The sequence below is a fragment of the Mycobacterium sp. 23 genome (genome assembly GCF_048287075.1).
In the GTDB taxonomy this organism is placed as follows: domain Bacteria; phylum Actinomycetota; class Actinomycetes; order Mycobacteriales; family Mycobacteriaceae; genus Mycobacterium; species Mycobacterium gordonae_B.
Genome location: NZ_JBLVUX010000005.1, coordinates 5,657,905 through 5,683,142, shown reverse-complemented (window position 1 = coordinate 5,683,142; position 25,238 = coordinate 5,657,905). Strand labels below are relative to the sequence as shown.

Genomic DNA, 25,238 nt, shown 5'->3' with positions numbered 1-25,238 from the left:
TCAGGCGCGGTTGAAGAAACCGGACTGCCCGACGCCCGCGTTGAACCCGCCTGAGTCGGCGCCGGGACCGGTATTGCCCACGCCGGAGCTGTGCTGACCGGTGTTGAAGAATCCGGTGTTGTAGTAGCCGGCGTTGCCGACGCCGATGTCGTGGTTGCCCGCGTTGAAGAAGCCCACCTTGAACCCTCCGGCGCCGTAATTGAAGAAGCCGGTGTCGGTACCGGCATCGCTGGCATTGAAGAAGCCCGCGTTGTCCAGGCCCCCACCGGAGTTGCCCCAACCCGAGCCGTAGCCACCGGCGGAGGTGTTGTTCAGTCCGGAGTTGAAGTTGCCGGAGTTGAAGAAGCCGGAGTTGCCCGTCCCTGCGTTCCCGAAGCCCGAGTTGCCGGTGTTGATCACGGTGCCGCCGAAGCCGGTGTTGACGTCGCCGGAATTGAACAGCCCGGTGTTGGTGTCGCCGGAATTGAACAGGCCGGTATTGGTGAAGCCGGTGTTGAAGAACCCGGTGTTGCCGCCCAGTCCTAGGAAACCTGTACCGAAAACGGGATCCGTGCCACTGCCGCCTGCGTTGAAGCCGCCGGTGTTGCCGATGCCGGTGTTCGAGTAACCGACATTGCCGAAGCCGGCGTTGAACGAACCCACGTTGTGGTTGCCCGCGTTGAAGAAGCCCACGTTGTGACCGAAAAGCGAAGTGCCGCCGGAGTTGAACGCGCCCAGGTTGCCATTGCCGGAGTTCGCCAGACCCATATTCGTGCTGCCGGCATTGAACGAGCCGGTATTGAAGCTGCCGGCATTGAACACGCCGGTGTTGGTGCTACCGGAATTTCCGAGACCGAAACTGCCGGCACCCGAATTGACCAGTCCCACGTTGTGAGACCCGGAATTGGCGAAGCCGAAGTTGGCGGCGCCGGAGTTGAAGAATCCGGAGTTGCCCACGCCCGAATTGAACAGGCCGGTGTTGCCACTGCCGGAGTTGAAGCCGCCGAAGCCGATCTGATTGTCTCCGGTCAGTCCGATGCCGATATTGCCGTGGCCGGTGTTGGCGAGTCCCAGGTTGCCGTCGCCGGTATTGCCGAAACCGAAGTTGAAGCTGCCGTTGTTGCCCAGTCCGAAATTCCAGCCGGCGTTATTGGCGTTGAGGCCTCCGATGCCGATCTGGTTGTTACCGGTGAGCCCGATACCGATGTTGTTGTTGCCGACGTTCCCGAGACCGAAATTATTGAGGCCGAAGTTGCCGATGCCGAAGTTGTAGCTGCCGAGATTGTTCAGTCCGACATTGAAGGCGGAGGCAGCTCCGTTGACGGCGCCGGCCAGGTTCCCGTTTCCGAAACCGATGTTGCCGGTGCCCACGTTGCCCAGCCCGACATTGAACTGGCCGATGTTGCCCAGCCCGATGTTGTAGGTAGCCGCACCGGGATAGGGGGCGCCGGCCACGCCCAGCGTGGCGTTTCCATTGCCGGCGCCGATGTTGAACGAGCCGTAGTTGCCGAGGCCAAAGTTGCCGCTGCCGCCGGTGCCCGGGCCGCTGTTGCCCGCGCCGAAGTTGAAGCTTCCGATATTGCCGCCGCCGACGTTGAAGTCGCCGATATTGCCGATTCCCAGATTGAGCCCTTGGTTGAGGGCCTGCGCGAATTGCTGAAGCGGCGCCAGTTGCGCGGCGGCCGCGGACACGCCGGCGTGATAGCCCGACATCGCGGTCACGTCTTGGGCCCACATCTGTTCGTAGAGCGCTTCCGCGGCCGCGATGGCTGGGGCGTTGAAGCCGAAGATGTTCGACCGCACCAACGAAATGAACTGACTCCGGTTCGTCGCCACCAATTGCGGATGCACCGTTGCCGCGCGCACCGACTCGAACACCGTGGCCACCACGCTGGCCTGACCGGCCGCTGTCTGGGCGTGGGCCGCCGCCGTGCTCAACCACGACGAGTACGGCGCGGCGGCAGCGGCCATCGCCGTGGATGCGGCGCCCTGCCACGACGTCTGCAGCACCCCCGACGTCACAGAGTTGAACGACTCAGCCGCCGACGCCAACTCGGCGGCCAGCCCGTCCCAGGCCCGCGCCGCCGCCAACATCGGCCCGGATCCCGCGCCGGAGAAGATCTGCGCCGAGGTGATCTCCGGCGGCAAAATCGAGAAATTCATCAGCCCCCCTGAATTTTCGGGCCGCCCAATCTGCGGTGTGGCCCTGTCACCAGGGCAGCCCGCGACAAACCGTACCGAAACGTGGAGCGGGGCGGGCCCTTTCGGACGATCTCGGCCGGGCGTGCGACCCTCTTGACGCGGACTGAACGAGCGTTTAGTGTACTGAACATGCGTTCAGCCGACCTGACTGCGGTGGCCCGGATCCGCGATGCGGCCATCGAGCAGTTCGGCGAGCACGGCTTCGGCGTCGGACTGCGCAGCATCGCCGAGGCTGCCGGGGTAAGCGCCGCGCTGGTCATCCACCACTTCGGATCCAAGGACGGCCTGCGCAAGGCCTGCGACGAATTCGTGGCCGAGGAGATCCGCTCCGGCAAGTCCGAGACGATCCAGTCCCGAGATCCGGCCACCTGGCTGGGCCAGATGGCCGAAATCGAGTCGTACGCGCCGCTGATGGCCTACCTGGTGCGCAGCATGCAGTCCGGCGGTGAGCTGGCGAAAATGTTGTGGCAGAACATGATTGACAATGTCGAGGCATACATGGAGGAGGGGGTGCAAGCCGGCACCGTCAAGCCCAGCCGCGACCCCCACGCCCGAGCCCGGTATCTGGCCATCACCGGGGGCGGCGGCTTCCTGCTCTACCTGCAAATGCACGAGACACCGAACGATTTGCGCGCAGTCCTGCGCGACTACGCCAGTGACATGGTGTTGCCCGCCCTCGAGGTCTATTCCGAGGGCCTGCTGACCGACCGCACCATGTACGACGCGTTTCTCGCCGAAGAGAACCAAGGAGGGTCACATGACAAGTAATCACCAGGCGCCCATCGATATTCGGGGTCTCACCAAGAATTTCGGCAATGTCCGGGCGCTCGACGGCCTCGATCTCACCGTGCACGAGGGGGAAGTGCACGGCTTCCTCGGCCCCAATGGCGCCGGCAAGTCGACGACCATCCGCATCCTGCTCGGCGTGGTCAAGGCCGACGGCGGCAGCGTGCGACTGCTGGGCGGCGACCCGTGGGCCAGCGCCGTCCAGCTGCACCGCCAGATCGCTTACGTGCCAGGTGACGTCACCCTGTGGCCGTCGCTGACCGGCGGCGAGACCATCGACCTGCTGGCCCGCATGCGGGGAGGCATCGACCAGGGGTTGCGGGCGGAGTTGATCGAACGCTTCGAGTTCGATCCGACCAAGAAGGTACGCACCTACTCCAAAGGAAACCGCCAGAAGGTTTCCCTGATCTCCGCGTTCTCGTCGCGGGCCAGTCTGCTCCTGCTCGACGAGCCGACCAGCGGACTGGACCCGTTGATGGAGAACGTGTTTCAACAATGCGTCGCCGAAGCTTCCGACCGTGGTGTGACGGTACTGCTGTCCAGTCACATCCTGGCCGAGACGGAAGCGCTGTGTAAGCGGGTGACCATCATCCAGGCGGGCAGAACCGTCGAGAGCGGTTCACTGGAATCCATGCGCCATCTCAGCCGAACCTCGATCAAGGCCGAATTGGCGCGCGATCCCGGCGATCTCACCCGGATCAAGGGCGTCGCCGATGTCAGCGTCGAAGGCAACACGGTGCGCGCTCAGGTCGACAGTGACAGTCTCGGGGAGTTGATCCGGGCGCTCGGCGACGCGGGAGTGCGCAGCCTGGTCAGCCAGCCCCCCTCGCTGGAGGAGCTGTTCATGCGCCACTACAGCACCAACGGCGCTCGCGATGCGAAAGAGGTGGCGACGCGATGAGCACCGCGCTTCTGGATCGGCCCGCCCATGCGCCGCAACGCAGTTCGAATTTCACGGGGACACGGGGGCTGCTGCGGCTCTACCTGCGCCGCGACCGGGTCACCTTGCCGCTCTGGGTGCTCCTGCTGTCGGCGCCGCTGGCAAGCGTGTACATCGGCAGCATCGAGAAAATCTACTCCAGCGACGCCGAGCGGGCCGGTTTCGCGGCCACCATCATGGCCAGCCCGGCGCAGCGGGCGCTTTACGGCCAGGTCTACAACAGCAGCCTCGGCGCCGTCGGCATCTGGAAAGCCGGGATGTTTCACATGCTGATCGCGGTTGCGGTCATTCTCACCGTCATTCGTCACACCCGGGCCGACGAGGAAACCGGGCGCGCCGAACTGATCGATTCCACCGCCGTCGGTCGCTACGCCAGCCTCACTGCCGCGCTGCTGCTGTCGTTCGGGGCCTCGGTGGCTACCGGGCTGATCGGCGCTGCGGGCCTACTCACCACCGACGTTCCGCCGGGTGGGTCGCTGGCCTTCTGCGCTGCGCTGGCCGGCTCCGGGCTGGTGTTCACGGCGGTGGCGGCGGTGGCCGCGCAGCTGTCACCCAGTGCCCGGGTCGCGCGCGGGTTCGCTTTCGCGGTACTGGGTACCGCGTTCACCCTGCGCGCGGTCGGCGACGCCGGCTCTGGTGCCCTGTCGTGGTTGTCCCCGCTGGGGTGGTCGCTGCAGGTGCGCCCGTATGCCGGGGACCACTGGTGGGTGTTGTTGCTGCACCTGGCGACGACGGTGGCGCTGACGGCCGTTGCGTACCGGCTGCTGGCCGGCCGCGACGTCGGCGCCGGGCTGTTCGCCGAACGCAGCGGACGTGATACCGCGTCGGCGGCGCTCGGCGGTGCGCTCGGCCTGGCCTGGCGCCTCGACCGTGGCGCGCTGGTGGTCTGGACGGTGGGACTGGTGCTGTACGGACTTCTGATCGGCAGCGTCACGTACGGCATCGGGGACGAGCTGGGCGGCGCGGCCGGGCGGGACATCCTTGCGAGATTGGGTGGAACCAGTGCCCTGGAACAGGGATTCATCACCGTGGGGTTCGGCATGCTCGGCATGATCGCGGCCGCGTTCGCGGTCTCGTTGTCACTGCGGGTACATCAGGAGGAGACCAGCCAGCGCGCGGAAACCCTGCTGGCCGGGTCGGTTTCCCGGTCCCGCCTGCTGGGGAGCCATCTGTTGATGGCGCTGGGCGGGTCGACGTGTGCCATCCTGCTGTCCGGGTTGGCCGGCGGACTGGCCTACGGCATGGCCGCCGGCGACGTCATGGGTAAGTTGCCCTCCGTCGTGGGCACCGCGGCCGTGCAGCTGCCCGCGGTGTGGCTGCTGTCGGCCGTGACGGTTGTATTGTTCGGCGTCACACCGCGATTCACCCCTGTCGCGTGGGGTGTGCTGGTGGGGTTCGTGGCGCTGTACCTGCTCGGTTCGCTGTCGGGATCACCGCAGTGGCTGCTCGACCTCGAGCCGTTCGGACACACTCCGCGAGTCGGCGACGATTTCACCGCGGTTCCGCTGCTGTGGTTGCTGGCCCTGGATTTCGCGTTGATTGCGTTGGGCGTCATGGCTTTCCGCCGCCGGGACTTACGGTCGTGAAAACAGCGCTGAAGATCGTCGCGTCCCTGCTGTACGGGGTCGTGCTGTATAGCGTGCTGGTGTTCGTGCCGGCCGGGACCCTGCACTATTGGCAGGGGTGGGCGTTCGTCGCGATCGCGATGGGCCTGACGACTGTCTCCACCGTCTGGTTATCCGTCACCAACCCCGCGGCGCTACGGCGACGGATGCGGGCCGGCCCCCGCGCGGAGGGCAGAACCGTCCAGAAGGTGCTCGTCACCCTCTTGTTCGCGACGTCTATGGGTGTGATGGCCTTCAGTGCGTTCGACCACCGGATGGGATGGTCCCCGGTCCCGTTGTGGGTGAACGTGATTGGGGACGTGATGATCGCGGTCGGGCTGAGCTCGGCCCTGCTCGTCGTCGTTCAAAACAGTTATGCCGCGGCGACGATCGCGGTCGAACAGGGGCAGACGTTGACCTCCGACGGCCTGTACGGGCTGGTTCGGCACCCGATGTACAGCGGGTCGCTGATCATGATGTTCGGTATCCCGCTGGCGCTCGGTTCCTACTGGGGCCTGTTGATCGTTCTGGCGGGTGTGGTCGTGCTGGTGTTGCGGATCCTCGACGAGGAAAAGTTGCTCGCCACCGAGCTCGCGGGGTACCGCGAATACAGCCGGCAGGTGCGTTACCGCCTAGTCCCGTACGTCTGGTAGCCCCTTCCGCCGAGCAGACGCTAAATCGCCTTGGAACGCATGTTCCAAGGCGATTTAGCGTCTGCTCGCGCAGGGGGGTGAGCCCCGTCTAAGGTAACGGCGTGGCTCGCGACCCGGCACCCGCTCTCGACCGGCCCTGGCGGCGGCCCGGCGCAGCGAGGTACGCGCTGGAACGGGTTCGCAGCATCGTCCGGCCGCCGGTCACCGTGACCGACCCCTCGCCGGACGTCGTTGCCGACCGCGACGTCGAAGTACCCACCCGCGACGGAACCGTGTTGCGGATCAACGTCTTTCACAAGGGTGAGCGCGCACCACGGCCGGTGGTCCTGAGCATCCACCCGTACGGCAAAGATGATCTGCCCCGACGCCGGCGCAGCCGCTGGACGTTCTCCCCGCAGTTCCGCGCGCTGCGCCAGCCCGGACCGCTGACCTTTTCGGCCCTGACCGGTTGGGAGGCGCCCGATCCGGCGTGGTGGGCCGAGCAGGGGTTCGCCGTCGTCAACGCCGACGCACGCGGCTGCGGGCACTCGGACGGCACCGGCAAGCTGTTGTCCCAGCAGGAGGCCGAGGACACCTACGACCTGGTGCAGTGGATTGCCGACCAACCGTGGAGCGACGGGCGGGTCGTCATGCTGGGCGTTTCGTACCTGGCCATCAGCCAGTACGCCGTCGCCGCCCTGCGACCGCCGGCCCTGCGCGCGATCTGCCCGTGGGAGGGCCTGACCGACGCCTACCGCGACCTGACGTTCCCCGGCGGCATCCGGGAGTTCGGCTTCACCAGATTGTGGTCGTACGGCATGAGTAGGACGCGCCAGACGTACAGCCTGAAGGGACTGCAGGAAGAACATCCGCTGCGCGACGACGCGTGGCGAGCGATGACACCCGATCTGCCGGCGATCACGGCGCCCATGCTGGTGTGTGGCAGTTTCTCGGACAACAACCTGCACACCCGCGGTTCGATGCGGGCATTCACCCAGGTCGGGTCGAGCTTCACGCGGTTGTACACCCACCGCGGCGGGAAATGGTGCGAGTTCTACTCCCAGGACGCACGGGAGGAGCAGCTGCGATTTTTCCGGACCGCGCTGGACGGCGCACCAGCGTCCCGCAGCGTGCGCCTGGAAGTGCGCGAGGACCGCGACACCGTCGTCTCGGTCCGGGAGGAGAACGAGTGGCCGCTCGCCCGAACCCGCTGGCGCCGGCTGTATCTGGCGGGAACCGCGGTGCTGGCGACCGAGCCGCCGGTCGCAGCGGGCAGCATCACCTTCCAAACCCATTCTCGTGCAGCGGCTTTCAACTGGACGGTGCCGCAGGACATCGAGTTGAGCGGCCCGATGATGGCGCGGCTGTGGGTCCAGCTGGACGGCTTCGACGATGCGCACATCTTCGTCGGGGTCGAAAAGTGGCGTGACGGACGCTATGTCGGGTTCGAAGGGTCCTACGGTTACGGCCGAGACCGCGTCACCACCGGCTGGCAGCGGGTGTCGCTGCGGGCGCTGGACACCCAGCTTTCGAAGCCGTGGGAGCCGGTCCCGTCGTGTGACCGCCCGCAGCCGGTACGCCCGGGCGAGGTGATCGCACTGGACGTGGCGTTGGGTCCGTCGGCGACGCTGTTCCGCGCGGGTGAACAGTTGCGCCTGGTGGTGGCTGGGCGCTGGCTGTCGCCCCGGAACCCGCTCACCGGCCAGTTTCCAGCGGCCTACCCGGACCCGCCGCGTGGGCTGGTGACGCTGCGTTGGGGCCCGCGCTACGACGCACATCTGCTGATCCCCGAGATCCCCTAGGTTTCCACGGCGAGCAGTCGCAAAGTCGCACGATCTCGCGTCGAACTATGCGACTTTGCGTCTGCTCGCGGGGAACTCGCGGGGAACTTGCGGGGAAGAGCGGGACCTCCGCTAGATCCAGACGCCCTTGCCGACCGCCACCACACCGCCCGCGCTGATCGCGAAACGCTCCCGGTCCTTCTCCAGATCGACGCCGACCATCTCGCCCGGCCCGACGACCACGTTCTTGTCCAGGATCGCGTGGCGGACGACCGCGCCACGGCCCACGCGCGCCCCCGGCATGATCACGCTGCCCTCCACGATCGCGCCGTCGTCGACCACGACGTTGGACGACAGCACGGAGTTGCGCACCGACGCCGCCGAGATGATGCTGCCGGCACCCACCACGGACTCCTGTGCCGAGCCGCCGTTGACGAACTTGGCCGGCGCCAGGTTCTCCGACTCGCCTCGGATCGGCCAGCGTTTGTTGTACAGGTTGAACACCGGGTGCACGGACACCAGATCCATGTGCGCGTCGTAGAACGCGTCCAACGTCCCCACGTCACGCCAGTAGGCCCGGTCGCGGTCGGTCGCACCCGGCACCTCGTTGTCGCTGAAGTCGTAGACGGCGGCCATCCCGTCTTCCACCAGGCGAGGGATGATGTCGCCGCCCATGTCGTGGTCGGAGTGGTCATCGTCGGCGTCCGCGCGAATCGCGTCGATCAGCACTTTGGTGGTGAAGATGTAGTTGCCCATCGACACGAACGTGCTGGAGGGGTCGTCGGGAGTGCCCGGGGGGTCCAGCGGCTTTTCCACGAAGCTGCGGATCCGGCCCGACTCGTCCGCGTCGATGCAACCGAAGGCGGTCGCTTCGGTCCTCGGCACCCGGATGCCCGCCACGGTCGCACCGGCGCCGCTGTCGATGTGGAACCGGACCATCTGCTCGGGGTCCATCCGGTACACGTGATCGGCGCCGAACACCACGATGTAGTCCGGGTCCTCGTCGTGGATCAGGTTGAGCGACTGGTAGATGGCGTCGGCCGAGCCGGTGTACCAGCGCGGGCCGAGGCGTTGTTGGGCGGGAACCGGCGTGATGTACTCGCCGGCCAGACCCGACAAACGCCAGTTCTGGGAGATGTGGCGGTCCAGTGAGTGCGACTTGTACTGCGTGAGCACACAAATCCGCAGGTAGCGAGCGTTGACCAGGTTGGAGAGCACGAAGTCGATCAGCCGGTAGGCCCCGCCGAAGGGAACCGCGGGCTTGGCGCGGTCGGCGGTCAGGGGATAAAGCCGTTTGCCCTCGCCACCGGCCAGCACGATGCCGAGCACGTGTGGCGCTTCCCTCATGGCACAAACCTATCGGCAGCCACGAAGCGCTGCCACCGGTAGGGTCCCGATTGTCAATTCGCTAGACGGACGAATATTTAAGGAAGTTAGTGCAGTTCGGGCCATCTCGGTCCGGCTCCACGCCAGCCCGCCCTGCGGGCTGCCTCGTCACCGAACTACCGTTCGGGTATGCGTGTGGCGATGATGACTCGGGAATATCCTCCGGAGGTCTACGGCGGAGCCGGCGTACACGTCACCGAACTGGTATCCCAATTGCGCCGGCTGTGCGCGGTCGACGTGCACTGCATGGGAGTCGACCGCCCGGGAGCCGTCGCCCACCAACCCGACCCCCGCCTGCGCGCCGCCAACGCCGCACTGTCCACCCTGTCGGCAGACCTGGTGATGGCCAACGCCGTCAACGCGGCGAGCGTCGTGCATTCGCACACCTGGTACACCGGCATGGCCGGACACCTGGCCAAGCTGCTTTACGACGTGCCCCACGTGCTGACCGCACATTCGCTGGAACCCATGCGCCCATGGAAGGCCGAGCAACTCGGCGGGGGCTATCACGTGTCCTCCTGGGTCGAACAGACCGCGGCGCTGGCCGCCGACGCGGTCATCGCCGTCAGCTCCGGCATGCGCGACGACATCCTGCGGGTCTACCCCACCCTGGACCCGAACGCGGTGCACGTGATCCGCAATGGAATCGACACCGAGTTCTGGCACCCGGCCGGCGCCGTCCATACCGGTTCAGTCCTGGCAGAACACGGCGTCGACCCGAACCGTCCCATCGTCGCGTTCGTCGGGCGCATCACCCGCCAGAAGGGCGTCCCACACCTGGTCGCGGCCGCTCACCAGTTCAGCCCGGACGTGCAGCTGGTGCTGTGCGCCGGGGCGCCCGACACCCCCGAGATAGCGGAGGAGGTGCGCTCGGCGGTCGCCAGACTCGAGCGCAGCCGCACCGGCGTGTTCTGGATTCGCGATATGCTCCACAAGACAAAGTTGCGCGAAATACTCACCGCTGCAAATGTTTTCGTGTGCCCTTCGGTGTACGAACCGTTGGGCATCGTCAACCTGGAAGCAATGGCGTGCGGGACGGCGGTGGTGGCCTCCGACGTCGGCGGCATCCCCGAGGTGGTCGCCGACGGCGTCACCGGGTCATTGGTGCATTACGACACCGACTACCCGGACGCCTTCGAGGCGAGGTTGGCCGAGGCCGTGAACGCGCTGGTCGCCGACCCCGCAAAGGCGCAACAGTACGGCCACGCGGGACGACAACGCTGTATCGAGGAATTCTCGTGGGCACACATCGCCGAGCAGACGCTGGACATCTACCGGAAGGTGTGTGCCTGAGGCAGACGGATGAACCGGTCTGCGGGTTAGCTGGTGACGCCCTTCAGTTCGTCGCCCAGCGCAGCGGCCTCGTCCGGTGTCAGTTCGACCACCAGACGACCGCCGCCTTCAAGTGGTACCCGCATCACGATGCCGCGCCCCTCTTTGGTTGCTTCAAGTGGACCGTCACCGGTCCGGGGCTTCATCGCCGCCATCGAGTGCTCCCTCCAGATTCGAGCTGGCCCGCACCCGCGGACCTGGTCGGCGCCGAGCATGCCCCGCCAGTGGATTTCCAGCCATACCCGACATTGAACTGCCAAATCACCCCTCCATTGTTCCCTATCCGGGAGACCAGGTGCACAAAGACCCGCTTCTGAGGCCAACCTGACGCCTAAGAAGCCCGCCCGGCACCGCTCGGCGGGACCCAGCAATCGCTGATGTGATCGTCGACCATGCCGGTGGCCTGCATCAGCGCATAGGCGGTGGTCGGTCCCACGAAGCGGAAACCTCGGCGCTTCAGCTCACGGGCCATGGCCTTGGATTCCGGGCTGGTGGAGGGTATTTCGGACAAGTCAGCAAACCTGGGACGCGTGGGCGGCGCAAACGACCACAGCAGCTCAGACAAATCCTGCGGCGACCCCAGGTCCAGAACGGCGCGGGCATTCGCGACCGTCGATTCGATCTTGGCGCGGTTGCGCACGATGCCGTCGTCGGCCAGCAGGCGCTGCACGTCCGCCTCGGTGAAGCGGGCGACCTGCTCGACGTCGAAGCCGTGGAACGCCCGGCGGAAGTTCTCCCGCTTGCGCAGGATGATCAGCCACGACAACCCGCTCTGGAAGGCTTCCAGACTCATCCGCTCGAATAATGCCGTGCCATCTGTGAGTGGTCGGCCCCACTCGTCGTCGTGGTAGTCGCGGTAAAGGTCGGCATCCGGTCCGGGGCGGACGACGGCCCAACCGCAGCGGACCAGACCGTCGTCACTCATCGCGGGCTCACGTGGGGCCGGACCGGTCGACCGCGACGGCGTCGACGTCGGATACCTCGGCCTCGTTGACGTCATCGGCCGGGGGCGCCTCGATCCCGGACGATTGGAGGGCGGCAACCTGGCCACGCAGCGTCTCGATCTCGCGACCCAGGCGGTCCAGCACCCAGTCGACCTCGCTGGTCTTGTACCCGCGCAGCACCTGCGTGAATTTGACGGCCTCGACATCGGCCGCCGTGACGCCGTAGGCGGGCAATACCGTCGCCGTCGTCGCGCGCGGCAGGGGCGGCAACTGCTCTCCGCGGCCGAACAACAGGCTTGCCACGCCGAACAAAACGACCGCCACCAGGGTCAGAACCACCAGGTACAGCAATACCAGCGCCACGAGAGTCGATCTTGCCCTACCGCGCCGACAGGCTGGCGATCAGCAAGGTCTGAGCACACTCATCGGGGGGCGATCGGCCAACGACACCGGCAAGGTGTGCTGGGTGTAGCCGTCACCGACCGGAAAGAACTGGGTCAACCCGACACCCGAGTCGGGAATGCCGCAGCGCGTCAGCAACGTCGCGATCACCTGCCGGCTCATGACGCCCAACTCCTCCAACGGCCGGTTGCGATGGGCTCGCACACCCAAGTTGACCTGGGCGATCGCGTCCAGTCCCAGCCGATCGAAGGTGTCGACCAACAAGCCGATCTCCACGCCGTAACCCGGCGCGAACGGCAACGACATGAGCAATTCCCGGCTGGCTGCGTACTCCCCGCCCAGCGGCTGCAGCACCCAGCCCAACTCTGGGCGCAGCGCTGCCAGCAGCGGCCGCGCCACCAGCTCGGTGACCCGGCCACCGCCGGTGGAGCCCGCGTCGCCGCTCGCGTCGCCGACCTTCAGCGGCCGCCGGTAGAAGCCCTTGACCAGGTGAATGCCGTCGCCGGTGAGCAGCGGGCCGACCAGGTTCGGCACGAACATCGGGTCCGGGTCGATCAGGTCGGAGTCGATGAACACCACGATGTCCCCGCTGGTGGCCGCCAGCGACCGCCACAACGCCTCGCCCTTGCCCGGTCGCGCCGGAAGCTCGGGTAGCGCCTGCTCACGACTCACGACTCGGGCACCGGCGGCGATGGCACGGATCTCGGTGTCATCGGTAGATCCCGAGTCCAGCACGATCAGTTCGTCGACCAGCCCGTCAACCAGCGGCGAGATGCTGTCGATCACCGATTCGACGGTTTCTTCCTCGTTGAGGGCAGGCAGCACCACCGAGATCGTCCGGCCCGCCTTGGCGGCGACGAGTTCGTCGACAGTCCAGCGTGGCCGGTTCCAGCTCCGGTCGGCGAGGTCGCCGACCAGGTCTGCCGCGACCAGATCGGATGCTGTCATCCCAGCCCCCTCACGGTGCGCGCCGGCGGACGGATGCCCTGAATCGAGGCGACCATCTCCAGCACCCTCCTGGTCGCCGCGACCTGGTGGACGCGGAACATGCGGGCCCCGGCGGCCGCGGCCAGCGCGGTGGCTGCCAGCGTCCCCTCGAGCCGTTCGGTCACGTCCACGCCTAAAGTCTCCCCGACGAAGTCCTTATTACTCAAAGCCATGAGCACCGGCCACCCGGTCTTAACAAGATCGGCCACGTGCCGCAACAGCAGCAGCCCGTGGAAGGTGTTCTTGCCGAAATCGTGGGCCGGGTCGATCAGTACCCGGTCGCGGGCTACCCCGGCCGCGACGGCCCGCTCGGCGGCGGTTGTGACCTGGCGAATCACATCGTCCACCACGCCGCGGGTAGTCGTACCGTAGCTCACCCGGAAGGGCCGGGTGCGCGGTAACGCTCCTCCGGTGTGCGCGCACACCAGGCCGGCGTCGTACTCGGCGGCCACCTCTTGCAGCTGCGGGTCAACCCCGCCCCAGGTGTCGTTGATGATGTCCGCTCCGGCCGCGCACGCCAGCCTGGCCACCTCCGAGCGCCAGGTGTCGACGCTGATCAGCTGGTCGGGGTAGGCGCCGCGCAACCACTCGACGAACGGCACCAGCCGGGCGATCTCGGTGGCGGTGTCGACGGTCTCGCCCGGGCCCGCTTTGACTCCGCCGATGTCGATGACGTCGGCTCCTTCGGCGATCGCGCGGTGTACCGCCTCGCGGGCCGCGTCGTCGGCAAACGTCGCACCCTTGTCGTAGAACGAGTCGGGGGTGCGGTTGATGATCGCCATGATCAGGGCGCGATCACCCGCGACTGGGCGACCGCACAGGGAATGTTGGCCGGCTGACGCCGCCGACGTTGAGCGCACGCCTCCATAGTGCCTGCTGACCTGGCGTCGATGGCGCCCAGTGTGAGGGTTGCGCAACGGCGGACCGGTCAGCGCACAGCGGCTGCCTGGCACTCAGTCACATCCGTCACTTGTGCACCGGCAAAGCTCGGCACAGCGCCGCCTGAAAGTTGATATCGCATGCGATATCAACTTTCGCGGGAGAGTGAGGCGACTCCTGCAGGGGCTCGTGTGACTGTTGTGACTCAAAGACTGCCGGCGCAATTGGCCCGCGCGTTCCTCCGGGCCTTCTAGCCCTGCGGTCGCTTGCCCGAGGCGACTTCCTCCGGATATTCGTCGTAGAACTTCACATATCCCTCTTTGCGGCCGGCCAACACGTACAGCGGATCCTGCACATCCGACCCGTAAGCCTGCTTACGCAACTCCACCTTGCGGCTCTTGAACGTCGTGGTGTGCTCCAGCGACTCCACCAGCCGCACGAACAGCGGCAGTGCGTAGGCGGGCAGCTTGTCGTACACCGCGCGGGCCAGTGACTGGCCGTCGAACTCGGCGCCCTCGCGCAGCTTGATCGCCGCCATGCCGGCGCGCCCGCCGGTGTTGGGCACCTCGACCCCGAACACCGTGCACTCTTCGACATTGGGATCGGTTGCCACCGCGGCCTCGACCTGGGTGGTGGCCACGTTCTCGCCCTTCCAGCGGAACGTGTCGCCCAACCGGTCCACGAAGGCCGCGTGGAACAAGCCCTGCGGGCTCATCACGTCACCAGTGTTGAACCAGCAGTCGCCCTCCTTGAAAGCGTTGCGCACCAACTTCTTCTCGGTAGCGGACTTGTCGGTGTAGCCGTCGAACGGCTGCAACCGGTTGACCGGGCTCAGCAGCAGGCCGGGCTCTCCGGCGGGCACCCGACGCACCCGCCCGTTGTCGTCGCGCACCGGTTCGCCGGTGTCCGGGTCATACTCGACATAAGCCAGCGGCATTGGTGAAATCCCGGTGCTGCGAGCAACATTGAACACATTGATGAACGCCGTGGTGCCTTCGCTGGCAGCGTAGAACTCGCAAACCCGGGAAATGCCAAAGCGTTCGGTGAAGTCGTCCCAGATGTCCGGCCGCAGGCCGTTGCCGGCGATGACACGGATCTTGTGCTTGCGGTCGGTCGGCTTGGCCGGCTGGTTGAGCAGGTAGCGACAGACCTCGCCGATGTAGATGAACGCGGTGGCGCGGTGTTCTATCACCTCGTCCCAGAACCGCGACGCGGAGAAGGACTTCCCCAGCGCGAGCGTCGCCCCAGAGTTGATCACCGACGACACCGCCACCGTCAACGCGTTGTTGTGATACAGCGGCAGGCAGCTGTACAGGGTGTCGGAGCTCTTCAACCGCAGCCCGAGTCCGCCGAAAGCTCCGAGCGCCTTGAGCCAGCGGTAGTGCGTCATGACGCTGGCCTTCGGATAACCGGTGGTGCCGGAAGTGAAGATGTAGAACGCGGTGTCCTTGGCGCGCACCGCCGTCGACGACACCGGGTTGGTGGCCGGGGCGGTGGTGGCAAAGCGCGCCAGGTCTTCGACGGTCAGCACGTCGCCGACCGCGCCGCCGGATTCGCTGACGGCACTGACCAAGTCGGACTCGGCGATCAGCACCTTGGCATCCAGCAGACCCAGGCTGTGCGCCAGGACGTCGCCGCGCTGGTGATAGTTGAGCATGCCGGCGACCGCGCCGCACTTGACGACGGCCAGCATCGTCAGCACCGCGTTCGGCGAGTTGCGCAACATGACGCCGACGACGTCGCCCGGTCCGACTCCGCGCGCGGCGAGCACGGCGGCGTACCGGTTCGCGGTGGCGTTCGCTTCGCGGTACGTCAGTTGCTCATCCCCGAACCGGAGGAAGACCCGGTCGGCGTAGCGAGCGGCCCGGTCCTGAAACACCGACGCGATCGAGGTCTTGGAGCTGGGTCGGGCCAGCAAGCCGCCGACTCCCCGCGCGATCGACGGCGCGTCGGCGATGAGGCCGGGCACCTTCACGGCGATATCGGTGAGCTTGACCCGTGCGCGTGCGCCTTGATCGGACACGTCATCCCTCGCTATCCCTGGCTTCGTTAAAACCCGCTCCGCCCGTCAGTCGGGCGCGCACGCGTTGAGCGCATCGCCGACTTTATCGACCACGATCAGCCGGTCGACGGCGGCCTGGGAGATGTAGCCGCTGTCGATCAGTCCGTAAACCCAGGCACGCACACCGTCGTAGTGACCCCAGGGATCCAGCAGCACGATCGGCTTGTCGTGCACGCCCAGATACCCCTCGGTCCACGCGCTCAGCAATTCGTCCAGGGTGCCGACCCCGCCCGGCAACGCGATGAACGCGTCGGCCCGCTCTTCCATGACTTGTTTGCGCTCACGCAGCGTGTCGGTGACGATCAGCTCGTCCGAATCATGGTCGGCCAGTTCGCGTTCGAGCAACATGGTGGGTATCACCCCGACGGTCCAGCCGCCGTGGGCGCGCGCCGCCGAGGCCACCGCCCCCATCGCCGACACATGGCCGCCGCCCCACACCAGAGTCCAGCCCCGCTCGGCAATGGCCGCACCCAGTGACGCCGCGAGATCCAGCAACTCCGGGTGCATCGGCGACGCCGCGCAGTACACCGCGACCGTCCACTGGCCGCTGGTTGCGGAAGACATATCCGAAACGTAGACCAACCCTGCGGAAGCCGCGTACCGAACGCGGGCCATAGACTCGCAACGGTGCCGATTCGTTGGAACGTCCCCCAGCACACGGCCGCTCTACAGCGGCTCACCGCCGCGTTGACCGACAAGGGTGGTGCGGTGGTACTCGGACCCGACGGCGTCGGCAAATCCACCTTGGCGCGGCTGGCCGCGGAAGAGTTCTGCGGCCGACACCCGGCCACGACTACCCGCTGGGTCATTGGCACCCCGGCCGAGCGGGTGGTTCCGTTCGGCGCCTTCGGCCATCTGATCGACATCGCCGACATCGGCAAGCCCGCCGCGTTGTTGCGCGCCGCCCGCACCTCACTGACCCGCGCCGCCGAGCAAGGTGATCTGCTCCTCATCGTCGACGAGGCGCACGACCTGGACATCCTGTCGGCCACCCTGGTGTATCAGTTGGCGCTCACCCGGGCGGCCCGGATGATCGTCACCGCCCGCGCTGATGCGGCCCCGCCGGCGATCGCGGCGTTGTGGACCGACGGCCTACTGGACCGCATCGACCTGGAGCCTCCCGCGGGGACCACGACCGCGGCCGAGGTCGACGAGTTCCTCGCGGAATTGCCGGAACCGGCGCGGGCAGTGGTCGAGTTCTTGTCGATCCTGGAGCCGCTGACGCTCGACGACCTGAACGTCCTCGCCGGTCACGGCGCGGTCGGTCAAGCCGAGGAGTTGGGGGCCGCCGAGACCCGGATACGCAACCACGACGACCAGCGCCCGATGGTCTACACCGCGCACCCGCTTTTCGCGGTGCGCGCGCGGGCGGCGCTGGGAGCCGACGGCGTACGACGACGGCGCACGGAGTTGGTGAAGCTCCTGGCGCAGCATCCGGCCGAGCACCTCAGCGACCGGCTGCGGTTGGCGTCCCTGGCACTGGACTGCGACGCACCCCAACCGGTGGAAGAGGTGGCCGAAGCCGCGCAACAGGCGCTGCGACTGGGCGATCTGCTGCTGGCCGAACGGTTGGCGCGGGCCGCCGTCGATCAGTCCGGCGGACTGCAGTCCCGTCTGGTGCTGGGGCAGGCACTGGGCTGGCAGGGACGCGGCCGCGAAGCGGGAGCGGTGCTGGCGGCGGTGGAACCGGCGCAACTGTCGGAATCGGAGTTGATGGCGTGGGCGGTGCCGCGGGCTGCCAATCAATTCTTCATGCTCGGCGAACCGGAGAAAGCCACCGCTTTCCTGCAGACCACCCGCGGTCGGCTGACCGACCCGGCGGCGCGCACGGTGCTGGACGGACTGAGTGCCACGTTCGCGATGAATGCCGGAAACCTGCATCGTGCAACGACTTTGGCTAACCAGGTGCTGTCCGGATCTGCGGCGAGCGACCTGGCGGTGTCCTGGGCGGCCAGCGCAGCAGCCCTGTCCTCGGCCCGGATGGGCCGGTTCGACGACGTCGAGCGGCTCGCCGGACAGGCTGCGGCCGCCGAACATCCCGGACTGCTGCGGTTCACGGTGGGACTTGGCCAGATCACCTCGCTGTTGATGGCGGGCGAAGTAGACGAAGCGCAGACTTTGGCACAGCAGTTCACCGATTTCGCCGAATTGCAACAGCCGGGCCGCGCGATCGGCGAGGTGCTGCTGGCTTACGTGTTGCTGGTGAAGGGTGAATTCAATTCGGCCGCAGAACTTTTGGATCCTGCCGCCGCCGAGCTGGAACGCACCGGCTATTCCTGGGGTCCGTTGTCGCTGATGTTGCTGACGACGGCGATCGCCCGCCAAGGCGATATTCCCGGCTCTGCCAAAGCATTGCGCCGCGCGGAATCCCGGCATGGGACCAAGTCGGCCCTGTTCGCCCCCGAACTCGGGATGGCGCGCGCCTGGACCCGGGCGGCCGCGCGTGATCAGACCGGCGCGGTCACGGCGGCTCGCGAAGCCGCCCGCGCGGCCGAGCGGGCCGGACAGTCGGCGGTGGCGCTGCTCGCCTGGCATGACGCCATCCGCCTGGGCGACCGGCGAGCTGCCGACCCGGCCACTCGCCTGGTCGCTGAAATCAATTGCCCGGTGGGGCATCTCGTATCCAGACACGCCAGCGCACTGGTCGCCGGTGATGCGGACGCGTTGAAGGCCGTGGCCGATGACCTGGCGGCGATCGGGATGGGCGCCGCGGCCGCGGATGCGGCGGCGCAGGCCAGGCAGTTCAGCGCCTAACTGGTCAGATATCCCCGCAGCATGTCCACCGCCGCGGTGATCGCGGCGACCGGCACCCGCTCGTCGCGCTTGTGCGCCAGGTTCGGGTCGCCCGGCCCGTAGTTGAGCGCCGGCATGCCCCGCGCCGCAAACCGGGAGACGTCCGTCCAGCCGTACTTCGCCCGCACCTGTCCCCCGGCGGCCTCGACCAGAGCCTTGGCGGCCGGCGCCGACAGACCTGGTAACGCGCCCGCCGCGGAGTCGGTCAGTTCGATCGACACGTCCAGCCCGTCGAGCACCTCATGGACATGCCGCAATGCGTCCTCAGGTGAGCGGTCCGGGGCGAAGCGGAAATTGACGGTGACGGATGCGGCATCGGGAATCACATTGCCCGCGATGCCGCCGTCGATGCGCACGGCCGACAGGCCCTCCCGGTACCCGCAACCGTCGATGTCGACGCTGCGCGCCGGATAGCCGGCAAGGCGATCCAGCACGGCACCCAATTTGTGAATCGCGTTGTCACCCAACCAAGATCGCGCCGAGTGCGCGCGGGTTCCAGCAGCACTGACGACGACGCGCAACGTGCCCTGGCAACCGGCCTCGATGAACCCGCCGGTGGGCTCGCCAAGGATCGCCACGTCGGCCGTCAGCCAGTCCGGCAGCTCGCGCTCCAGTCGGCCCAAACCGTTGGCCGCGGACTCGATTTCCTCGCAGTCGTAGAAGACCAGGGTCAGGTCGTGCGCCGGCTCGGCGACCGTTGCGGCGAGGTGCAGGAAGACGGCGTCGCCGGACTTCATGTCGGAGGTGCCGCAGCCGTGCAGTTCGCCGTCCTCGAGCCGGCTGGGCAGGTTGTCGGCCACCGGGACGGTGTCCAGATGCCCGGCCAGCAGCACGCGGGACGGCTTCCCTCGCGACGTGCGGGCCAGCACCGCGTTGCCGTTGCGGATGATCTCGAACCCGGATGTCTGCTCGCGCAGGGCGGCCTCGACCTCGTCGGCGATGCGCGCCTCGTCCCGCGACTCGCTGGGAATGTCGACCAGCGCCGCGGTCAGCTCGACAGGGTCTCCGCGCAAATCCAGCACAGCTCCAGCCTAGGGCCAACCCCGCGAGGAGACGCGAAGTCGCACTCGCGGGGGCTGTTGGATGCGATTCCGCGTCTGCTCGCCAGCCAAAGTAGCCTTGACGACCGTGACTGGAGCTGCAGGTATTGGCCTGGCGACCCTCGCCTCCGACGGATCTGTCCTGGACGCATGGTTCCCCGAACCCGAACTGACCGAATCGGAGACCACCGCGACCACGCGGCTGGCGTTGTCGGATCTGCCGGCGGTGCTGGGTGCGCTCGTCGGGCGCGACGACGACCGGCAGACCGAGACGATCGCGATCCGCACGGCGATCGGCTCGCTGGACGATGCGGCCGCCGACGCCTACGACGCCTACCTGCGCCTGCACCTGTTGTCGCATCGCCTGGTGGCGCCGCACGGGCTGAACGCCGGCGGCTTGTTCGGGGTATTGACCAATGTGGTGTGGACCAACCGCGGCCCCTGCGCGGTCGAAGGCTTCGAAGCGGTTCGGGCGCGGTTGCGCCGACTCGGACCGGTGACGGTCTACGGCGTCGACAAATTCCCCCGCATGGTCGACTACGTGCTGCCTTCGGGCGTGCGCATCGCCGACGCCGACCGGGTCCGGCTCGGCGCCCACCTGGCCCCGGGGACCACGGTCATGCACGAGGGCTTCGTCAACTTCAATGCCGGAACCCTGGGCGCGTCCATGGTGGAGGGCCGCATCTCGGCGGGCGTCGTGGTGGGTGACGGTTCCGACATCGGCGGCGGCGCGTCCATCATGGGCACGTTGTCCGGCGGAGGTGCTGAAGTCATCTCGATCGGCGAGCGCTGCCTACTGGGAGCCAACGCCGGACTGGGCATCTCACTGGGCGACGACTGCGTGGTGGAGGCGGGCCTGTACATCACCGCCGGCACCAAAGTCAGCACGCCGGAAGGCAAATCGGTCAAGGCGCGGGAGCTGTCGGGCGGCAACAACCTGCTCTTCCGCCGCAATTCGCTGACCGGTGCGGTGGAGGTGGTGTCGCGCGACGGTCAGGGCATCGAGCTCAACGCGGAACTGCACGCCAACTGAGCCGGCTCACCGAGGGTGATCCCGTTGGTTTCGGGCAGCAGATACGTCGCGACCAGGCTCACCAGCGCCAGGGTCGCCATCATCAGACCGATCGCCCAGCTGCCGTAATCCGCTGACAGCGGACCGGCGATCAGCGGGGGTACCGCACCGCCGAGGACGCCGGCGAGGTTGATCGCCAGCGCGGTGCCGGTATAGCGGTACCGGGTCGGGAACAGCTCCGGTACGAACGAGGCGACGGGGCCGAACACCGCGCCGTCCACCACGAACAACCCGGCGATCGCGACCGCGAACAGGGTGACGTTTCCCGAGTCGATGAGCGGCATCACCAGCAAAGCCCACGGAATGCCCACCGACCAGCACACCAGCAGGACCCGGCGCCGCCCGAACCGATCGCACAGCGTCGACGTGAGCAATGCCGAGGCGATGCAGGTCAATCCGCCCAGCGCGCCGACCAGCAGGATCACGTTGCGCGAATAGCCCAGATGCGTGTGGGCATAGGCGGTCAGGTAAGTGCTGGCCAGGTAGACCAGGCCGAAACAGCCCAGGACGGAGCCGGCGGCCAGCACCACCTCACGCCGCTGCAGATGCAAAACTTCCGCGAAAGGCGTTGGGGCCGTGAGGTTATGGGACTCCTGCCGGGCAAATACCGGCGTTTCCCTGAGGTTCAGGCGTACGTAGAGGGCGATCGCGATCAGGACCCCGCTGAACAGGAACGGGATGCGCCACCCCCATGTCATGAATGCCGAACTGCCCTCGCCGATGGTGAAATTCACACCGAGGAAGGTCAGGCTGGTCAGCATCAGCGCGATCCCGCCGCCGACGACGGTGAACATGCCGTAGCGGCCGCGCCGGCCCTCCGGAGCCGTCTCCGCGCTCAGCAGGGCCGATCCCGCCCACTCGCCGCCGACCGCGAATCCCTGCAGCAGCCGCAAGGTGATCAGGATGAGCGGAGCCGCCACGCCGACCGTCGCGCTCCCGGGCACCAGGCCGACCGTCACGGTCGACAGCGCCATGATCAACAGGGTGGCGACCAGGGTTCTCTTGCGTCCCAGCCGATCTCCGAAATGCCCGAAGACGGCGGCGCCGAGCGGACGGGACAGGAAGGCGGTGGCGAACGTTCCCATCGACGCCACGGTGGCCATCATCGGGCTCAGATGCGGATAGAAAACGGTGGGAAACACCAGCGCCGCGGCGGTGCCGTAGATGAAGAAGTCGTAATACTCGACCGTCGAGCCGACCATGCAGGCGAGGGCCACCCGTCGCATGGGCGAGGCGCAGGGGTCAGCAGCGGAAGGACGCATAGCGGTCGAGGCTAAGGCGTCAAACCCGTCAGACGCCGTGAAAATGCTGCGAACATGCTGGATTTTGCGGCGCGTGCTATTCCCAGAGCCTGGGTGACTTGTACACGTTGCTGGGATCGTAGTTAATTCCGGCCGTCGCCACGTCGCCGACCGCGTGCAGCAGCCGCTGCAAATCGGCCAGACCGGATTCGCCGACGCGCCCGGCGATTGCGCGGTCGAGTTCGGCCGCGGCGCGCCGGCGGGCGGTGACGTACTCGATCGCCTTGGGCGTCAGCACCACCACCTTCTCGCGCTGGTCGGTCGCCGACACCTCGGTCTCCACGTAGCCGTCGCGGCGCAGTTCGCCGACCAGTTTGCTGGCCGCCTGGCGCGAGACGTCGAATTGTCGTCCGATCTCCGAGATCGTCATCGGCCCGGGCTGCGCATAAAGGGCGAACACGTAGTTCATCGCGAAGCGCCGCTCCGGGAACCCGGCCGCTTCCATATCGGTGTCGAGCCGAGTGACGTAACTCCACCAGGCCATCCGCATGTTCTGACCGAGTTCGGTCTGCGGGGAGCGCGGCGTCTGCTCGTCAACCATTATTGACAAGCTACCGGACCGGGGCCTACTCTGGTGATTGTCAACTACGATTGACAATCATTCGAGGAGGGAGCACGAAATGTCGAAGATTCGCACCTTATCGGCGGGGGTGCTGTGTGCCGCCGGACTGTCCCTGGCGGCCGCCCTGGGAGGTCCCGCGGTGGCCGCGGCCGCCCCCGGCCAGCCCAACATCGGACCGATGCATTCACCGGTCGCGCCGATGCGCCCCACTCCGCCGCCGACGCACCCGATCTACCACTACACCGACGATCTGACCCACCCGGTCTGGTCGGTCACCCACCCGTTCTGGGCACTGGTTCCGTAGCCGCAGCCAGGGTCCCGCCCGTCAACCTTCGGCGAGCAACTGCTTTTTCAGCACCTTGCCGAGCGCGTTGCGGGGCAGCGAGGAGACAAAGCGCACCTCACGCGGCCGCTTGTGCACCGAAAGCTGTTGCGCGACAAAGTTGATCAGCTCGTCCGCATCGGCGGAGCCGACCACGTACGCGACGATCCGCTGCCCCAGGTCGTCATCCGGCGGCCCGACCACCGCGACTTCGTCCACACCGGGATGCCCGAGCAGCACGGTCTCGATCTCCCCCGCGCCGATCCGGTACCCGCCGGACTTGATCAGGTCGACGGACTCGCGGCCGACGATGCGGTGCATGCCGCCGCTGTCCACAACCGCCACGTCGCCGGTGCGGTACCAGCCGTCGGGGTCGAACGCCTCGGCGGTGGCCTCGGGCCGGTTCAGGTAGCCGTTGAACAGCGTCGGGCCCCGGACGAGGAGCTTGCCGACGGTTTCCGCGTCGTGGGGAACCGGCTCACCGTGGTCGTCGATCAGCCGCGTCTGCACGCCGGCCAAGGGCAGACCCACCCAGCCCGGACGCCGTTCCCCGTCGGCGCGCGTGGACACCGTGATCAGCGACTCCGATGCGCCGTAGCGTTCGATGGGCCGGTGCCCGGTCAACTGCTCGAGTCGCTCGAACACCGGGACCGGCAGCGCCGCGCTGCCGGATACCAGCAGACGGGCCGGCCGCAGCGCTTCGGCGGCCGCGCTGTCGGCCACGACCCGCGACCACACCGTCGGAACGCCGAAGTACAACGTCCCGCGGGCGGCAGCGTAGCCGCCCGGCGTCGGTTTTCCGGTGTGCACGAAGCGGTTTCCCACCCGCAGGGACCCGAGCATGCCGAGCACCAGACCGTGGATGTGATAGAGCGGCAACCCGTGCACCAACACGTCGTCCGGTGTCCACTCCCACGCGTCGGCCAGCGCGTCGAGGTCTGCGGCGATCGCTCGCCGGCTGACCTGCACGCCCTTGGGCAATCCGGTGGTGCCCGAGGTGTACACCACCATCGCCACCGACTCCGGTGACGGCTCGGCGTACCGGTGCCAGGATCGCGCGTGCAGCCGAACCGGGATGTGCGGCAGGCCTTCTGGATCCTCCGGGGTCGGCCCGAGCCACGCCTGGGCGCCGGAGTCGGCGAGCATGTGGCGGCGCTCGGCCACGCCGACGTCGGCCGGCACCGGAACGACGGGCACACCGGCGATCAGGCAACCGGTGATCGCCAGCACCGTCGATGCGGTCGGTGCGGCCAACACGGCCACCCTATTGGCGCCGGCCACCCGTTCGGCGACCGACGTCGCGGCGCCGACCAGATCGCTGCGACTGAGGGTGTACCCGTCGATGCTGACCGCGTCGGGGATGTCGGTGGCGGTGACGGCCGAGGGATTCAGCGAGCTCAGCAACACGTCTGGGAGGCTACCCGTGCGGCTTGGGGAACAACGGACGCAGTGCCGCCGGCGGCCGGAACGGGGTCCAACTCCCGGCCGGTTGCGCCAGCCGGTCCGCGATCGCCCAGACGGTGGCCGGGTGATGGCCGTAACCGATGTGGCTGCTGAGCACCTCGATGTTCTCCGCACAGTCGGACGCGGCATCGACACACGTCTGCCACGCGACCATGCCGTCATAGCGCGAGTAGATGGACGTCGCCGGCACCTGCAGGGGCTCGTTCTCCATCGACAGCGGCAACTCGTGCCGTTCCGCGTGCAGGCGCGCGAACAGGTTGAAGTGGCGCGCGGCCCGGGATTGGCCTTCGTGCTGCATGCGGTACGGGCTGCCGAGTGTGATCACCTGGCGCACCGCCGACGGACTGCGGCGGGCCAGCCGGCGCGCGAAGATGCCGCCCAGGCTCCAGCCGATCAGGCTGACCGGAGCGTCATACCGGTCGTGCAGCTCGTCGAGAAGCGCGGACATACCGGCGACCACCTTGGTCGTCGGCCCGACGTTGACGCCGAGCCCCCACCCGTGCGCCTGATAACCGAGCCGGGTCAGCAGGCGGCGCAGGGTCCAGGTGGTGCCGTCGCCGGCGAGCAAGCCGGGCAACACCAGCACCGGATGCCCGTCACCGGACGGGAGCGCACGCCGCAGCGGCAGCGCGGCGACCAACTGGCCGTACTCGATCACGGCGCGCGGGATGTCGGTGAGCCAGAGGCCCATTCCCGGGGCCACGGCGGTGGTGTGACCGGACCACACGGGACGGTCCACGCCCGGGTCGGCGGCGTCGGCCAGCATGA

At 67.5% G+C, this 25,238-nt stretch carries 23 protein-coding genes; 9 read left to right on the top strand and 14 right to left on the bottom strand.

From position 1 onward, the window contains the following. The gene (locus tag ACNQS7_RS27470; RefSeq protein WP_418015022.1) at positions 1-2,142 is read right to left on the bottom strand and encodes a PPE family protein; all 2,142 of its coding nucleotides are present in this window, start codon (positions 2,140-2,142) and stop codon (positions 1-3) included. Positions 2,143-2,310: 168 nt separating this feature from the next. On the opposite strand from ACNQS7_RS27470, the gene ACNQS7_RS27465 reads away from it, so the two are divergent. The 5 genes from ACNQS7_RS27465 (at position 2,311) to ACNQS7_RS27445 (ending at position 7,945) form a co-directional block, all read left to right on the top strand. After that, complete coding sequence (locus ACNQS7_RS27465) at positions 2,311-2,949, top strand: TetR family transcriptional regulator (protein ID WP_418015021.1); 639 nt, start codon at positions 2,311-2,313, stop codon at positions 2,947-2,949. Next, the gene (locus ACNQS7_RS27460) at positions 2,939-3,868 is read left to right on the top strand and encodes an ATP-binding cassette domain-containing protein (protein ID WP_418015020.1); all 930 of its coding nucleotides are present in this window, start codon (positions 2,939-2,941) and stop codon (positions 3,866-3,868) included. The genes ACNQS7_RS27465 and ACNQS7_RS27460 overlap by 11 nt, the downstream gene beginning before the upstream one ends. Further along, complete coding sequence (locus ACNQS7_RS27455; RefSeq protein ID WP_418015019.1) at positions 3,865-5,493, top strand: ABC transporter permease; 1,629 nt, start codon at positions 3,865-3,867, stop codon at positions 5,491-5,493. The genes ACNQS7_RS27460 and ACNQS7_RS27455 overlap by 4 nt, the downstream gene beginning before the upstream one ends. After that, positions 5,490-6,164, top strand: a complete 675-nt coding sequence (locus ACNQS7_RS27450) for a methyltransferase family protein (protein ID WP_418015018.1) — start codon at positions 5,490-5,492, stop codon at positions 6,162-6,164. The genes ACNQS7_RS27455 and ACNQS7_RS27450 overlap by 4 nt, the downstream gene beginning before the upstream one ends. 101 nt (positions 6,165-6,265) lie before the next feature. Next, the gene (locus tag ACNQS7_RS27445; protein WP_418015017.1) at positions 6,266-7,945 is read left to right on the top strand and encodes a CocE/NonD family hydrolase; all 1,680 of its coding nucleotides are present in this window, start codon (positions 6,266-6,268) and stop codon (positions 7,943-7,945) included. Between the two features lie 111 nt (positions 7,946-8,056). On the opposite strand, the gene glgC is transcribed toward ACNQS7_RS27445, so the two are convergent. Beyond that, the gene (gene glgC / locus ACNQS7_RS27440; RefSeq protein ID WP_055577991.1) at positions 8,057-9,271 is read right to left on the bottom strand and encodes a glucose-1-phosphate adenylyltransferase; all 1,215 of its coding nucleotides are present in this window, start codon (positions 9,269-9,271) and stop codon (positions 8,057-8,059) included. 168 nt (positions 9,272-9,439) lie between these two features. Here glgC and glgA point away from each other — a divergent pair, with 168 nt between their 5' ends. Beyond that, complete coding sequence (glgA, locus tag ACNQS7_RS27435) at positions 9,440-10,603, top strand: glycogen synthase (protein ID WP_418015016.1); 1,164 nt, start codon at positions 9,440-9,442, stop codon at positions 10,601-10,603. A 26-nt stretch (positions 10,604-10,629) separates the two neighbouring features. Here glgA and ACNQS7_RS27430 read toward each other — a convergent pair whose 3' ends face one another. The 7 genes from ACNQS7_RS27430 to ACNQS7_RS27400 form a co-directional block, all read right to left on the bottom strand. Continuing rightward, positions 10,630-10,797: a DUF3117 domain-containing protein gene (locus ACNQS7_RS27430; RefSeq protein WP_003406247.1), complete on the bottom strand. Its 168-nt coding sequence runs from the start codon at positions 10,795-10,797 to the stop codon at positions 10,630-10,632. Between the two features lie 176 nt (positions 10,798-10,973). Next, complete coding sequence (locus ACNQS7_RS27425) at positions 10,974-11,567, bottom strand: DNA-3-methyladenine glycosylase I (protein ID WP_418015015.1); 594 nt, start codon at positions 11,565-11,567, stop codon at positions 10,974-10,976. A 7-nt stretch (positions 11,568-11,574) separates the two neighbouring features. Continuing rightward, the gene (locus ACNQS7_RS27420) at positions 11,575-11,949 is read right to left on the bottom strand and encodes a DivIVA domain-containing protein (protein WP_055577987.1); all 375 of its coding nucleotides are present in this window, start codon (positions 11,947-11,949) and stop codon (positions 11,575-11,577) included. Positions 11,950-11,988: 39 nt separating this feature from the next. Further along, positions 11,989-12,936: a glucosyl-3-phosphoglycerate synthase gene (locus ACNQS7_RS27415; RefSeq protein ID WP_418015014.1), complete on the bottom strand. Its 948-nt coding sequence runs from the start codon at positions 12,934-12,936 to the stop codon at positions 11,989-11,991. Beyond that, a complete protein-coding gene (gene folP, locus ACNQS7_RS27410) occupies positions 12,933-13,757 on the bottom strand; it encodes a dihydropteroate synthase (protein WP_418016173.1) in 825 nt (274 codons plus the stop codon). The genes ACNQS7_RS27415 and folP overlap by 4 nt, the downstream gene beginning before the upstream one ends. 347 nt (positions 13,758-14,104) lie before the next feature. After that, positions 14,105-15,877 carry a long-chain-acyl-CoA synthetase FadD6 gene (gene fadD6 / locus ACNQS7_RS27405; RefSeq protein WP_418015013.1) on the bottom strand — a complete coding sequence of 591 codons (1,773 nt, stop codon included), beginning with the start codon at positions 15,875-15,877 and terminating at the stop codon, positions 14,105-14,107. Positions 15,878-15,922: 45 nt separating this feature from the next. Continuing rightward, positions 15,923-16,480, bottom strand: a complete 558-nt coding sequence (locus ACNQS7_RS27400; RefSeq protein ID WP_418015012.1) for a TIGR00730 family Rossman fold protein — start codon at positions 16,478-16,480, stop codon at positions 15,923-15,925. 63 nt (positions 16,481-16,543) lie between these two features. On the opposite strand from ACNQS7_RS27400, the gene ACNQS7_RS27395 reads away from it, so the two are divergent. Continuing rightward, positions 16,544-18,670 carry an AAA family ATPase gene (locus ACNQS7_RS27395; RefSeq protein ID WP_418015011.1) on the top strand — a complete coding sequence of 709 codons (2,127 nt, stop codon included), beginning with the start codon at positions 16,544-16,546 and terminating at the stop codon, positions 18,668-18,670. Here ACNQS7_RS27395 and dapE read toward each other — a convergent pair. Then, positions 18,667-19,731 carry a succinyl-diaminopimelate desuccinylase gene (gene dapE / locus ACNQS7_RS27390; protein ID WP_418015010.1) on the bottom strand — a complete coding sequence of 355 codons (1,065 nt, stop codon included), beginning with the start codon at positions 19,729-19,731 and terminating at the stop codon, positions 18,667-18,669. The two genes, ACNQS7_RS27395 and dapE, sit on opposite strands and share 4 nt — an antisense overlap. A 97-nt stretch (positions 19,732-19,828) precedes the next feature. On the opposite strand from dapE, the gene dapD reads away from it, so the two are divergent. Further along, entirely contained in the window at positions 19,829-20,782 is a 954-nt protein-coding gene (gene dapD, locus ACNQS7_RS27385; RefSeq protein ID WP_418015009.1) for a 2,3,4,5-tetrahydropyridine-2,6-dicarboxylate N-succinyltransferase, read from the top strand. Here the strand turns inward: dapD and ACNQS7_RS27380 are convergent. Both ACNQS7_RS27380 and ACNQS7_RS27375 read right to left on the bottom strand, forming a co-directional pair. Beyond that, a complete protein-coding gene (locus ACNQS7_RS27380; protein WP_418016172.1) occupies positions 20,743-22,047 on the bottom strand; it encodes an MFS transporter in 1,305 nt (434 codons plus the stop codon). The genes dapD and ACNQS7_RS27380 overlap by 40 nt on opposite strands. A gap of 112 nt (positions 22,048-22,159) precedes the next feature. Continuing rightward, positions 22,160-22,663 (bottom strand): MarR family winged helix-turn-helix transcriptional regulator, encoded by a 504-nt coding sequence (locus ACNQS7_RS27375; RefSeq protein ID WP_418015008.1) that lies wholly within the window; start codon positions 22,661-22,663, stop codon positions 22,160-22,162. 79 nt (positions 22,664-22,742) lie between these two features. Between ACNQS7_RS27375 and ACNQS7_RS27370 the strand changes: the two genes are divergently transcribed. Further along, positions 22,743-22,988: a hypothetical protein gene (locus ACNQS7_RS27370; protein ID WP_310772936.1), complete on the top strand. Its 246-nt coding sequence runs from the start codon at positions 22,743-22,745 to the stop codon at positions 22,986-22,988. A 21-nt stretch (positions 22,989-23,009) separates the two neighbouring features. On the opposite strand, the gene ACNQS7_RS27365 is transcribed toward ACNQS7_RS27370, so the two are convergent. Further along, positions 23,010-24,413 carry an acyl-CoA synthetase gene (locus ACNQS7_RS27365; RefSeq protein WP_418015007.1) on the bottom strand — a complete coding sequence of 468 codons (1,404 nt, stop codon included), beginning with the start codon at positions 24,411-24,413 and terminating at the stop codon, positions 23,010-23,012. Positions 24,414-24,423: 10 nt separating this feature from the next. Further along, positions 24,424-25,236 carry an esterase/lipase family protein gene (locus ACNQS7_RS27360; protein WP_418015006.1) on the bottom strand — a complete coding sequence of 271 codons (813 nt, stop codon included), beginning with the start codon at positions 25,234-25,236 and terminating at the stop codon, positions 24,424-24,426. Between the last annotated feature and the right edge of the window lie 2 nt (positions 25,237-25,238).

Excerpts from the sequence above, each read along its gene's own strand:
- ACNQS7_RS27470 (WP_418015022.1), bottom strand. The coding sequence starts at position 2,142 with ATGAATTTCTCGATTTTGCCGCCGGAGATCACCTCGGCGCAGATCTTC.
- ACNQS7_RS27465 (WP_418015021.1), top strand. The coding sequence starts at position 2,311 with ATGCGTTCAGCCGACCTGACTGCGGTGGCCCGGATCCGCGATGCGGCC.
- ACNQS7_RS27460 (WP_418015020.1), top strand. The coding sequence starts at position 2,939 with ATGACAAGTAATCACCAGGCGCCCATCGATATTCGGGGTCTCACCAAG.
- ACNQS7_RS27455 (WP_418015019.1), top strand. The coding sequence starts at position 3,865 with ATGAGCACCGCGCTTCTGGATCGGCCCGCCCATGCGCCGCAACGCAGT.
- glgC (WP_055577991.1), bottom strand. The coding sequence starts at position 9,271 with ATGAGGGAAGCGCCACACGTGCTCGGCATCGTGCTGGCCGGTGGCGAG.
- glgA (WP_418015016.1), top strand. The coding sequence starts at position 9,440 with ATGCGTGTGGCGATGATGACTCGGGAATATCCTCCGGAGGTCTACGGC.
- ACNQS7_RS27430 (WP_003406247.1), bottom strand. The coding sequence starts at position 10,797 with ATGGCGGCGATGAAGCCCCGGACCGGTGACGGTCCACTTGAAGCAACC.
- ACNQS7_RS27425 (WP_418015015.1), bottom strand. The coding sequence starts at position 11,567 with ATGAGTGACGACGGTCTGGTCCGCTGCGGTTGGGCCGTCGTCCGCCCC.
- ACNQS7_RS27415 (WP_418015014.1), bottom strand. The coding sequence starts at position 12,936 with ATGACAGCATCCGATCTGGTCGCGGCAGACCTGGTCGGCGACCTCGCC.
- folP (WP_418016173.1), bottom strand. The coding sequence starts at position 13,757 with ATGGCGATCATCAACCGCACCCCCGACTCGTTCTACGACAAGGGTGCG.
- ACNQS7_RS27400 (WP_418015012.1), bottom strand. The coding sequence starts at position 16,480 with ATGTCTTCCGCAACCAGCGGCCAGTGGACGGTCGCGGTGTACTGCGCG.
- ACNQS7_RS27380 (WP_418016172.1), bottom strand. The coding sequence starts at position 22,047 with ATGCGACGGGTGGCCCTCGCCTGCATGGTCGGCTCGACGGTCGAGTAT.
- ACNQS7_RS27375 (WP_418015008.1), bottom strand. The coding sequence starts at position 22,663 with ATGGTTGACGAGCAGACGCCGCGCTCCCCGCAGACCGAACTCGGTCAG.
- ACNQS7_RS27370 (WP_310772936.1), top strand. The coding sequence starts at position 22,743 with ATGTCGAAGATTCGCACCTTATCGGCGGGGGTGCTGTGTGCCGCCGGA.
- ACNQS7_RS27360 (WP_418015006.1), bottom strand. The coding sequence starts at position 25,236 with ATGCTGGCCGACGCCGCCGACCCGGGCGTGGACCGTCCCGTGTGGTCC.